This window comes from Halobaculum saliterrae (assembly GCF_009831625.1).
In the GTDB taxonomy this organism is placed as follows: domain Archaea; phylum Halobacteriota; class Halobacteria; order Halobacteriales; family Haloferacaceae; genus Halobaculum; species Halobaculum saliterrae.
In genome coordinates this window covers 34,549-46,643 of record NZ_WUUS01000011.1, presented here as the reverse complement: position 1 = coordinate 46,643, position 12,095 = coordinate 34,549, and the positions used below count along the sequence as shown (strand labels likewise).

Annotated in this window: 7 protein-coding genes; 2 read left to right on the top strand and 5 right to left on the bottom strand. The window is 68.8% G+C overall.

All coding sequences use genetic code 11. The features are described from left to right. Nucleotides 1-99: 99 nt before the first annotated feature. From polC to GRX01_RS15960, 5 genes are all read right to left on the bottom strand, one after another. On the bottom strand, nucleotides 100-5,184 hold the full coding sequence (polC, locus tag GRX01_RS15980; RefSeq protein WP_159669912.1) for a DNA polymerase II large subunit: 5,085 nt from the start codon (nucleotides 5,182-5,184) through the stop codon (nucleotides 100-102). A 260-nt stretch (nucleotides 5,185-5,444) separates the two neighbouring features. Beyond that, on the bottom strand, nucleotides 5,445-5,864 hold the full coding sequence (locus tag GRX01_RS15975; protein ID WP_159669908.1) for a PPC domain-containing DNA-binding protein: 420 nt from the start codon (nucleotides 5,862-5,864) through the stop codon (nucleotides 5,445-5,447). Between the two features lie 281 nt (nucleotides 5,865-6,145). Further along, nucleotides 6,146-7,447, bottom strand: coding sequence for an O-acetylhomoserine aminocarboxypropyltransferase/cysteine synthase family protein (locus tag GRX01_RS15970; protein ID WP_159669905.1), 1,302 nt, complete (start codon nucleotides 7,445-7,447; stop codon nucleotides 6,146-6,148). Nucleotides 7,448-7,544: 97 nt separating this feature from the next. Then, nucleotides 7,545-8,819, bottom strand: a complete 1,275-nt coding sequence (metX, locus tag GRX01_RS15965) for a homoserine O-acetyltransferase MetX (RefSeq protein ID WP_159669902.1) — start codon at nucleotides 8,817-8,819, stop codon at nucleotides 7,545-7,547. After that, the gene (locus GRX01_RS15960; RefSeq protein ID WP_159669899.1) at nucleotides 8,816-10,120 is read right to left on the bottom strand and encodes an O-acetylhomoserine aminocarboxypropyltransferase/cysteine synthase family protein; all 1,305 of its coding nucleotides are present in this window, start codon (nucleotides 10,118-10,120) and stop codon (nucleotides 8,816-8,818) included. Before GRX01_RS15960 ends, metX begins: the two co-directional genes overlap by 4 nt. A gap of 113 nt (nucleotides 10,121-10,233) precedes the next feature. Here GRX01_RS15960 and GRX01_RS15955 point away from each other — a divergent pair, with 113 nt between their 5' ends. Continuing rightward, the gene (locus GRX01_RS15955) at nucleotides 10,234-11,187 is read left to right on the top strand and encodes an ABC transporter ATP-binding protein (RefSeq protein WP_159670288.1); all 954 of its coding nucleotides are present in this window, start codon (nucleotides 10,234-10,236) and stop codon (nucleotides 11,185-11,187) included. After that, a complete protein-coding gene (locus GRX01_RS15950) occupies nucleotides 11,184-12,032 on the top strand; it encodes an ABC transporter permease subunit (protein WP_159669896.1) in 849 nt (282 codons plus the stop codon). Before GRX01_RS15955 ends, GRX01_RS15950 begins: the two co-directional genes overlap by 4 nt. Nucleotides 12,033-12,095 lie beyond the last annotated feature (63 nt).

Here is a 12,095-nt window from a genome sequence, read left to right as displayed (position 1 = left end):
CGGGCCGGTTTCGAGCGGCGTCGACTCCTCTCGGGCCGGACGACCGTCGGCGGAACACCGGACGATTCGACGCGGGATCGGGGCGTTCGGCCCGCCAGCTCACATGAAATCGGCGATCGATCCCTGTTTGTTCTTGTCGTTCTCGAACACCGACTCCAGCGAGCGCTCGAGGATCTCCAGCCGCTGGATGGTGTACTCGCGACAGCCGAACTCCTCGGCGACCCGCAGCGCCACGTCCATGTACTTGTTCACGGAGCCGCGGTGGACCGTGAGCGTCATGTCGCCGCCGCACTCCCGGCAGTCGCCGGTGAGGGGCATCCGGCGGTACTTCTCTCCGCAGTCCAAACACCTCGTCTCCTGTCTGGAGAACGCTCGGAGGTTCCCGATGAGGTCCGGCAGGAAGTGGTACTCGATGACGCGCTCGGCCACGTCGGTCTCGTCGACGGCGCGGAGCTTCCGCGCGAGCTCGAGTTGGGCGTCCATCTTGTCCATCATCGACCCGAGCGTCTTGTACGCCGAGAGATCGGGACCGAGCGCGATGTCGGTCGTGTCGTGGGTGTGGTCGAAGCCGCGGTACTCGTTGTCGGTGCCGAGGGTGTCCTCGCCGATCTGGATGCTGTCCTCGACCTGGCCCGGGTCCGCCATCTCGAGGGTCGCCTCGTAGAACTCCCGGGGGTACTGCCGTACGATGTCCATGTTGTGCGCCTCGTCGTCGATCTCCGAGGGGTCGATCCGCGAGGACATCACCAGCGGGGCGTCCATCTGCCCGCCGCGCTGGTCCGGGAGGAACGACTTGCTGAAGTTGAGCAGGCCGTCCATGAGGAGCATGACGCAGTCCTCGTCTCCATCGCATTGCTTCTGTGATAGGTCGTTGGCAACGAGCGAGTGGGTATCCTCGACGGAGAGGCAATAGGTGTAGTCGGTGTTCGACTCGACGTATTCCACCGTTGCAACGGACTCAACGAGCGCGTCCTCTCCGCCACCGTCGAACGCGCGCCGTGGTGTCGTCGCTCTGTTTTCTATCTGTTCACGCAGTCGGTCGTGTTTCCGGTCGAGGTGGAATCCGACACGATCGGAGAAGGTAACGGCGTCTTCGGAACTGACACGGAGAACGTAACTCCGGGCCGACCGTGAGGGATCGTCGATCGCATAGTAGTCGGGGAACTTCGTGTGAAGCGGCACCGGATCCTCGATGTCGACACGACTGACGATGCCGAGCCGCGAGAGTAGCGCGATTAGGTCCTCTTTCAGTTCCGGACTCACCGTGGTTGCGGACACGACGGCCGCGTTGCACTCGGCAGTTCCGTCGCCGCTGAAGTAGCCGCTGAGGTATGCTTCAACGATCCGTTCGTCGGCGTCGAACACGCATTTCGGGACGCGTTTAGTCTCGGCGCGAACTCCCGCGTCGAGGATACTGTCGAAGAACGCACGGAGTAACCTGCCCGAGACCGTAATCTTCGCCTCATTCTCGCAGTACGGGTTAACGCCGAACTCCTCGCGAAGAACATCGACGTAGAAGTCCCGCGCCTGTGCTTCGGTTCCACAGATCGTCGTCTGATGGATCGTGCCTTTGGGCGTCTCCTGCTCCCGTGCGAATCCCTCGGCGGCGTAGTATCCGAGGAGCGTCGCGACCCGCTCGCTCACTTCGACGTGTCTGTCGATCTCTGCCGAATCTCGCTTCACGCCGAGCTTCGCCTCGAACGGAACGAAATCAAGCATCTCCTCGGTCGAGTCAAAGAACTCCAGCAGGAGTTCCGCAGGAAGGCTTCCCCGATAGAGATAGTTGCTTAGCCCCTTCTTCGAGAGCCCGAGGTGTTCGGCGGTACTCTTCAACGGGTAGAACCGACTGTCCCACTCATCTGCCAACCGGTCCGTGAACAGTTCATAGAGTTCGTCCTTCTCCAGCCCCTTTATCATCAACCGGTCGTTACCGACCGCTTCGGAATCGATGAACTCCCCGAGAAGATCGAACGTCTCGGTACCACTTGCTCCGACGCTGTCGAGGTGTGCCGGTTTGACGACGTGATCGTCCTCACTTAGATCTCTCGCTGCCTTCGACCGGATCTCTTCACCGTCGAACACGTGCATCTCGTGATCCGGCGTCACCGTGATCTCCCGACCGCTCCGCGTCTCCACGCGGATCATGTGATCGGGAGCGACGTGTTTCGACACCGCCTCGACCGGCTTCAGCACTTCCTCGCCGCCCTCCGTGACCGACGGGACGAACACGTCGCCATCGAGTTCCGAGACGAGCGTGCCGAAGTCGTCCTCGTCCGGGTCCTCCAGCCGTTCCTCGACGAACTCGTCGATCCGGCCGTGGTGCCACTCGTCGGCCTCGTCGCGATACCAGAGTTTCGTCTCCGGGTGGAAGCAGTTCCGGCGCTTGGCCGCGTGAAAGTACGGGTGCGCGTAGCCGACGGCCGCGCTCGTGAACCCGACGACTCGACCGACCACGGCCGCGCTCGTGTGGGGCGCCATCCCGAACACCAACTCGCCCACGAGGTCGTCGCGCTCGTTCACCTCGTAGAACGGTTCCAGCCCGTAGAAGTCGGTGAGCAGTTCGTCGACGAAGTCGGCGGTCTTCATCATGTGCTCGGCGGCGCCGTCCGAGAGGACGATGTCCTGGACCTTCAGCTCGACCAGCTGGTCGTCGTGGACGAGCTGCTCGCCGTCGATGTCGGTCTCGTAGCCCAGCTCCCGGAAGTGGTCGGCGGTCACGTCCAACTCCTCCGGGCGGACCGAGGTGACCGGGAGGTCCGTCATGTCGTATCGGACCGTGCCGTCCTTGAACGACGTGACGCCGTGTTTCGCGCGGAAGATCCCCTTCTCGATGGGCTCGGGCGTCTTGTCCGCCGAGGACAGCCCCTGGACGCCCTTCAGGATCTCGAAGCTCGCCTCGCGCTCGTCGGTCCGCTCCAGCGCCGACCAGTACTCGTCGTTGAGGTCGATCGTGTGCCAGTCGGGGCTCTCCACCTCGCGCTCGCAGCGGGGGCACTCGACGCGTCCGGACTCGTCGGGCTCACACAGCGTCCCGCACTCGTCGCACTCGTAGTAGGGTTCGGTGTGTTCCCCGCAGTCGGGGCACTCGGGCTTGAACGTGTGCTCCCCGCAGTCGGGACACTCTCGATCACCGACAAGCACGTCGTAGACGCCCTTCCCCTTGTCCGTGCGATTCCGTGCGGCCTCGCCGACCGACCGCTGGCTGCCGCCGAGCTCCGTGATCGGGAAGAGCGTGTGGACCGCCGGGGAGAGGTCGCGGCTCTCGGATTTCTCCGGGCGGCCCATCCGGTTGCCGATCCGGGTCGGGGCGCGCTCGCGCACCTCGAAGTCGACGACCTCGTTGACCGCGCGGACGGCGTTCTCGCCGCCGTCCCACTCGCGCGCGCCCTCGGAGAGGTCCGCCAGCGTCCACTCCCGGCGAAGGCCGTCAGTGACCCCGAGCTGCCGGAGCAGCGGGCGGAAGTCGGGGACCCGGAGGGCGTCCTCGGTCTGCGTGTGCTCGACCAGCAGGCTCTCCAGCGCTCGCCGGACCGTGTCGGTGTTCTCGACGACGAGCAGATCGCCGGTGAGCTCCCCCGCGGCGACCGCGTCGGCGACGGCGTCGTACTCCGCGACGGAGATGTCGTGCCAGCAGTACGTGTAGGCGGGGTGCAGCGGGGCGTCGTACTCGTCGACCCACGCGAGCGCCTGCTCGGCGTCTGGGTCGTCGAGGTCAGTGGTGAGATCGTCCTCCAGCGCCTGGAGGTCCGCCCCCGCCTCGGCGAGGTCCTGTTCCCACCACTCGCGAACGTATGAGGCGGGCGCGAGCGGGTGGTTGTTCTCGATGAACTCGCCGAAGTTGACGAGGTACTCGCCCAGGTCGAGCACCTCCTCGACGCCGTTCCGCACCTCCTTGGCCTCCTTGGGGTCGTCGATGCGACGGACGTCGCCGTTCGCCAGCCTGACCGTCGGCCCCTCGATCGAGTCGACGGGCACCACGCCCCCGGCCTTCCCGGGACGCTCGGTCTTGATCTGGGTACCCGTCGCGAGGAAGTCGTCGACGATGTGCATCGTCGCCGGGTGGACGCCGGCGGTCGCGAAGCCGTGGTTGCGCGCGCGGCCGTATCGGAGCCGGAACCCGCCCGACTCGGAGGGATGGCCGAAGACGGGTCGCCCGGCGATCAGGTCGCGGAGGAACTTCTGGGAGGGATCGGGTCGGAGCGGGCCGTCACGCCCGTCGTCGTGGCTGGACGCGTCGCCGTCGCCCAAGTTGCCGTCTTCGTCTCCGTCGCCGTCGCCCCCGACTCCGTCCTCAGCGTCGTCGCCGGCCGCGTCGTCGTCGGCCGCGTCATCGCCCGCGTCGTCGTAGTAAGTGCCGTCGATGAGGTCCTGCAGCCACGGCCAGTCGACCTCGTCGAGCTGGCGGGTGTAGCGCTGGATCTTGGGGGCCTTGAGCGCGATCCCCTCCGCGAGGACGAGACACATCCCCCCGCGGGCGTTGTTGGTGTCCACCCGTTCGAGGTCGCGGAACCCGGAGACCTCCTCGTCGCCGGTGGCCTCCCCGTCCAGCATGATCGGCATGTGCTCGGCGATGAACTTCGTCTCCTTGTCCTTCGGCGTGTACTGGAGGCCGGTCTCCTTGTCGTAGAGGCCGATCTCCTCGGCGTAGCGTTCGACCTCGTCGTCGCGGGCGCGGTACTCCTCGATCCCGAGCAGCGCGCGGGCGTAGTCGCCCACCAGCACCGACAGCGCCTGCGCGGTTCCGCCCGCCGAACGGATCGGGCCGGCGTAGTAGACGTTGATGAATTCGGTGCCGTCGTCGTTCTCGAGGATCTCGACGCGGTCGATCCCCTCGATGGGCGCGGCGACGACCCCCTCGGTCAGCAGGGCGACGGCGGTCCGCACGGCGCCCTCGATCTTGCCGGCGCGGGAGTCGAAGTCGCCGACGGTCCCCTCGACGAAGTCGGTCACCAGTTCGAGGGCGGCCTCCTCGCGGGAGAACTCCTCCTCCAGTTCCCGGACGCGCTCGGCGACGCCCGGGATCCCGAGGATGTTCTCGACGCGGTCGGCCATGTCGCGGGCGACGGGGATCTCGATCTCCGTCTCGGGGTCCTTCCCCTGTGCCTTCGCGGCCTCGGCGCGCTCGAACGCCTCGTCCAGCCTGTCCTCGATCCGTGTGAAGTAACGCTCGTCGTCCGGTCTCATGTCGTCTCCTCCGTCGCCCCCTCGCTCGCCTCCCCCGTCGATCGCCCGCCGGTCTTCGCGGTCGCCTCTACGCTCGTGTCGCACCGCAGTCGTGTCGTCGGTGACGGCCCCGGAGCCGAACTCGCGCCGGCGGCAACCGCGCCGATTCGGCCCGCGTGTCGGGGTCGTCCGTGCACGTCACCTTCCTGTGCGGGGGAGGGTGATAAGCGGTTCGTCGTCGTCGGCGGGGTGTCGGCGCGCCGTCGGCGTCCGGGTACCCCCTACAGCCAGAGATCGAGATCGGTCACCGCGTCGTGTTCGCGCTCCAGCGGCTCCTCGAACGCGCGGAGGTACACCTCGCCCGCGAACACGGTCCCCGCGTTCAGGTGGCCCGCAAGCGCCTGCCCGTTGCGACGCGAGAGCACGGCATGGGTGTGGGCGAACCGCTCGTCGTCCAGCCACGCGACGTTGCCCACGCAGGCGGCGACCTCCAGCGGCTCGTCGAAGAACACCGACTGGTACTCCTGATCGTCCTGGTCGTAGAACCACACCTCGGCGTCCTCCACGGCGCCCATCGCGTTGAACCACGCCGCCTCCGCCTCCACCTCGTCGGCGAGCGACTCGATCTCCTCGCGCCAGTCGGCGCCGTTGTCCAGACTCGCCATGTACTCGCCGGCGACCTCGACTTCCCGGTAGTTCATACGCGATGCGTCGACCGACTGGCAGTAAAACGTTGCCGCCGCGGGAGGGCGGACGGCCGCGCGTGCTCGATCGACACGCCGCCCGACAAGCGAGGGTTCATATCCGATGCCGGGACCAGCACCGCCGATGCGACGCTGAGAACTGCCGCCGACGGTGAGGCGGGTGCGCGGTCCGACCGTCGGCGCGCGGATGTGACTCGATCGTGGCCCGGGCGATCTCCGGTCGATCCGGTTGCGATCAGGTCACACAGGCCGCCTGTCAGCCCCCTTCGGAGCCGCAGCTACCGCGTCGCCTTATCGATGGCCTGGTCGAGGTCGGCCACGATGTCCTCGGCGTCCTCGACGCCAACCGAGAGCCGGATCATGTCGTCGGTGACGCCGGCGGCCAGCTGTTCCTCCTCGGTGAGCTGCTGGTGGGTCGTGCTCGCGGGGTGGATGACGAGCGTCTTGGCGTCGCCGACGTTCGCCAGCAGCGACGCCAACTCGGTGTTCTCCACTGTGGCCCGGGCGGCCTCGTAGCCGTCCGCCAGCCCGAAGGCGATCATGCCGCCGTAGCCGCCGTCGAGGTACTCCGACGCCTCCGCGTGCGTCTCGTGGTCCGGCAGCCCCGGGTACGTCACCCACTCGACCGCCGGGTGGTCCGCGAGGTGCTCGGCGACGTGCTGAGCGTTCGCGCAGTGGCGATCCATCCGCATCGGCAGCGACTCCAGCTTCTGCATCGTCACCCACGCGTCGAACGGCGACTGCGCGCTCCCCAGGTCCCGCAGGCCGCGAGCGATGGCGCCGTACGTGAGCGCGGCCTCGTCGAAGCGCTCGGCGAAGTTGACGCCGTGGTACGCGGGGTTATCGGCACCCAGCTCCGGGAACCGGTCGGCGTGCTCGGCCCACGGGAACGAGCCGCCGTCGACGAGCACGCCGCCAACCGTGGAGCCGGAGCCGTGGATCCACTTCGTCGTCGACTCCCACACGAGGTCGGCGCCGTGCTCGACGGGCCGGCAGAGGTGCGGCGTCGCGAACGTGTTGTCGACGAACAGCGGCACCCCGTGCTCGTGGGCGACCTCGGCGATCCGCTCGATGTCGGGCGTGACGAGCGCGGGGTTGCCGATCGTCTCTAGGTGGACGAACGCGGTGTCGCCGTCGATCGCCTCCGCGTACGCCTCGTAGTCGAGCGTGTCGACGAACCTGGTTTCCACCCCTCGACGCTCCACCGTGTGCGTGAGATACGTGTACGTGCCGCCGTACAGCGACGACGACGAGACGATGTTGTCGCCCGCCGAGGCGAGCAGGAACGTCGCGAGATCGAACGCCGCCATCCCGGAGCTCGTCGGCACGGCGCCGACGCCGCCCTCCAGCGACGCGAGCCGCTCGCCCAGCCGCGCAACCGTCGGATTGAGCAGCCGGCTGTAGATGTACCCCTCCTCCTCCAGCGCGAACAGCCGCGCCGCGTGGTCGGCGTCGTCGAACACGTAGGAGGTCGTCTGCTGGATCGGCGGCGCTCGCGCGCCCGTGGCCGAGTCGGGCTCCGAGCCCTCGTGGACGCTACGCGTTCGGAAACCGTAGCCGTCGGTGTCTTCCTCGGACATGTCGATCAGGGGTTCAGCGGCGGACAGCTAAGCCCTGCCGCCGCCACGGAAATTCGCCGCCGTCCGCGACGCACCCGAACCTGTTCGTGCCGGGCGGCTATCCGGGGAACAGGCTCGCGTGGACCGGCGCGCGCTCGGGACTCCTCGACTCCTCCTCGACGGGCTCCCCTTCGTCCTCGTCGCGAACGGCTCGTCCGTCGACGCCGTCCGCGAGGAAGTCGCGCAGCGGCGGCCCGACCGACTCGGGCTCGACGAGGAACGCGTCGTGGCCGTGGTCGGACTCGACGACGTGGTGTGCCGTCGGCACGTCGGCGTCGCGAGCGGCGCCCGCCAGCGCACGCGACTGCTCGACGGTGAAGTGCCAGTCGCCGGTGAACGACAGCGAGAGCAACTCGCCCTCGAAGGCGGCCAGCGCCTCGGCGTCGGAGCCGTGGCCGGCCGCGAGGTCGTACTCGTCCATCGCTCGGGTGAGATAGAGGTAGCTGTTGGCGTCGAACCGACCGGTGAACGAGTCGGCGTTGTAATCGAGGTACGACTCGACCTCGCGGTACGGGAAGAAGCGGGCCGTCGGGTCCGACGGCGCGTCGCCGAAGGCGCCCCGTCCCGCGGCGCGGCGGCCGAACTTCCGGCCCATCGACGCCTTCGAGAGGTACATGACGTGGCCGATCCGTCGCGCCTGCGCGAGGCCGTCGTCGGGGTTCGGTCGGTCGGCGCCGTAGTAGTCGCCGCCGTTCCAGTTCGGGTCGGTGGTGATGGCCCGGCGGGCGATGGCGTCGAGCGAGAGACACTGGGTGTCCAGTCGCGCCGCCGCCGCGACGGCGGCCACGCGGCGAACGTCGTCCGGGTAGCGCGCCGCCCAGTCGAGCGCGTTCATGCCGCCGACGCTGCCGCCGACGACCGCGTGCAGCCGTCCGACGCCGAGACGGTCCAGCAGGCGGCGCTGTGCGCGCGTCCAATCGCCGACGGTCACCGGCGGGAAGTCTGTCCCCCAGGGCTCGCCGTCCGGGCCCTCCGACGGCGGCCCCGAGGAGCCGTAACAGGAGCCGGGGACGTTCACGCAGACGACGTAGTACTCGGTCGTGTCGATGGCCTTCCCCGGCCCGACCACGTCGTCCCACCACGCTCGGGCCTGTCCGGCCGTCTGGACGCCCGTGTCGGCGTCTTTGCCCGCGTCGCTCCCGCCGACCGCGTCGGCGTCGTGGTCCTCGCTGCGGGGTGCACTCGACACGTGCTGGCTCCCGGTGAGCGCGTGACAGACGAGCACCGCGTTGTCGCCGTCGAACTCCCCGTACGTCTCGTACGCGAGCGTCAGGTCCGGCACCGATTCGCCGCACTCGAAGCGGAACTCGCCGACGGACTCGACGGCGGTCATCGCGTCGCCTCCGCGATGGCCTGATCCAGATCCGCGACGATGTCGCCGGGGTCCTCGATGCCGACCGACAGGCGCAACAGGTCCGGGCTCACGCCCGCGGCCCGCTGTTCCTCCTCGGTGAGTTGTGCGTGGGTCGTGCTCGCCGGGTGGATGAGCAGTGAGCGCGCGTCGCCGATGTTCGCGAGGAACGAGATCAGCTCCACCTCCTCACACAGGCGCTTGCCGGCGGCGAAGCCGTCCGCCAGCCCGAACACGACCATCCCGCCGAAGTCGTCGAGGTACTCGGCGGCGGACTCGTGTGTGGGGTGATCCTCGAATCCGGGGTAGGTGACCCACGCGACCGCGGGGTGATCGCGGAGGTGTTCGGCGACGATCCGGGCGTTCTCGCAGTGCTTCTCCATGCGGACGGGAAGCGTCGAGAGGCCCTGGAGGGTCTGCCAGGCGTCGAAGGGCGACTGCGGGTTGCCGAGCGCGCGGACCCCGCGGTGGCGCGCGACCTGCGCGAACGCCCGTTCGCCGAAGCGTTCGGAGAAGTCGACGCCGAAGGCGGGGTTCTCCCCGGACAGCTCCGGGTAGTCGGCGTCCGGGTGGTCCCACGGGAAGGTTCCGCCGTCGACGAGCACGCCGCCGACCGTGGTGCCCGCGCCGTGGATCCACTTGGTGGTGGAGTCCCACACGATGTCGGCCCCGTGCTCGATGGGGTTGCACAGGACGGGGGTTCCGAACGTGTTGTCGACGACCAGCGGGACCGCGTGATCGTGGGCGATCTCGGCGAGACGCTCGAAGTCCGGCGTGACCAGCGACGGGTTCGCCAGCGTCTCGACGTGGACGAACGCGGTGTCGCCGTCGACGGCCTCCTCGTATGCCGCGTAGTCGGTGGTGTCGACCGTCCGTAGGTCGACGCCGCGACGGGAGGCGATGTGCGCGAGGTAGGTGCTCGTGCCGCCGTACATGTCGGCGCTGGCGACGACGTTGTCGCCGGCGCGCGCGAGCAGGCTGGTGGCCGTGTCGATGGCGGCCATCCCCGAGGCGGTCGCGACGGCGTCGACGCCGCCCTCGAGGTCCGCGAGCCGTTTCTCCAACACCCGAGTCGTGGGATTGGAGATCCGGGTGTACACGTCGCCCTCGCGTTCGAGGGCGTACAGATCCGCGGCCGTGTCCGCATCCGGGAACGAGTAGGAGGTCGTCTGGTAGATGGGTGGCGCCCGAGCGCCGGTCGCCGGGTCGCCGGTCCAGCCCGTGTGGAGCGCGCGCGTCCGCGCGCCCCACTCGCCCGTCGGCGCGTCGGCGTCGTCGGTCATGTACTACGGGAATATTCACTCAAACGGATATGCACGACAGTTACGGCAACGTCTGCCGGGTGACGGACGGACTCCCAAAGTCTAAAGCGGAGACCGCCGGAAGCGGGCGGTATATGGCCGCCATCGAGTTGGAGGGCGTCACGAAGCGGTACGGCGACGTAACGGCCGTCCGCGACCTCGACCTCACGGTCGAGGAGGGCGAAGTGTTCGGCTTCCTCGGCCCCAACGGGGCGGGCAAGTCGACGACGATCAACATGCTGCTCGACTTCGTGCGCCCCACGAGCGGCACCGTTCGGGTGCTCTCGCGGGACGCACAGGCGGAGTCGGTTGCGGTGCGCCGCCGCACGGGCGTCCTCCCCGAGGGATACGACGTGTACGAGCGGCTCACCGGCCGCCAGCACGTCGAGTTCGCCATGCGTTCGAAGGAGCTCGACGGCGACGCCGACGCCGTGCTGGAGCGCGTCGGGATCGCCGACGCCGCCGACCGCCGCGCCGGCGGCTACTCGAAGGGGATGCGTCAGCGGCTCGTCCTCGGGATGGCGCTCGTCGGCGAACCCGAGATCCTCATCCTCGACGAGCCCTCCTCGGGGCTGGACCCCGCCGGCGCCAAGGAGATGCGCGAGATCGTCCGCGACGAGGCGGAGCGGGGGACGACGGTGTTCTTCTCCAGCCACGTGCTCGGGCAGGTCGAGTCCGTCTGCGACCGCGTCGGCATCATGCGCGAGGGCGAACTCGTCGCCGAGGACTCCATCGAGGGCCTGCGCGAGGCCGTCGGCGGCGAGGAGCAGCTCGTCGTCACCGTCGACGCCGCCAGCGAGGCGGACCTGGAGGGCGTCCGCGCGCTCGACGGGGTCTCCTCGGCGGCGACCGACGGCGGAACGGTCACCGTCTCCTGTGAGAGCGACGCGAAGACGAAGGTGATCGGCGCGCTGGAGGACGCCGGCGTCACGGTGAAGGACTTCTCGACGGAGGAAGCGAGCCTCGAGGACCTGTTCCTCACCTACGCGGGGGGAGACGGCGCGGACGCCGAAAGCGGTGACGTCACGGGCACGGAGGTGGCCGAATGAGTCTGGAGGCGGTCGCACGCAAGGACTTCCAGGACGCGGTTCGCTCGCGGTGGCTGCTGGGGCTGACGGCGTTCTTCGTCCTGCTCGTCTCGGTGGTCGTCTACCTCGTCCGCCCCGGCGAGGGGCAGACGCTCTCGACGAGCGCGCTGCTCGGGTCGGTGTTCATCCGGGACGCGCTCGTCACGACGCTCATCCCGCTCATCGCGCTGGTCGTCTCGTACAACGCGGTCGTGGGCGAGCGCGAGTCGGGGTCGCTGAAGCTGCTGCTCGCGCTGCCGCACTCCCGGGCGGACGTGGTGTTCGGCAAGGTCGTCGGCCGCGCGGGCGCCATCGCGGTGCCCGTCTCGGTCGGCTTCCTCCTGCCGGGACTGGTGGCCGCGATCGGGCCGCTGTCGCTGCGTCCGGGGACGTTCATCGGCTACATCCTACTGACGCTGCTGCTGTCGGCGGCGTTCGTCGCCATCGCGGTCGGCTTCTCGTCGGCGGTGGCGTCGAACCGGCTCGCCATCGGCGGCGCCGTCGGACTGTACTTCCTGTTCGTCCCGCTGTGGGGTGCCATCCAGTTCCCGCTGCGGCTGTACCTGGGAACGGGCGGTCCCGACTGGCTCCCGATCGCCGGCTCGGAACTGCTGCGGCTGCTCCGGCTGATCAACCCCACCGGGTCGTTCAAGATCGTCTCCGGCGAGTTCGTGAGCGGCACCCTGTTCGCCGCGGGGCAGGCCGGTAGCGAGGCCGCCGGGCAGTACGCGATGCAGATGGAGATCGCGGCGTTCGCCATGCTCGGCGCGTGGCTGCTGGTGCCGCCGCTGCTGGGGCTGTGGCGGTTCGAGGGCGCCGATCTGTAGGGGAGGTCCACTTCGTTCCCGCAGTCGGCGTCGAACGCTTCGTCTCGGCCGACTTCGAACCGG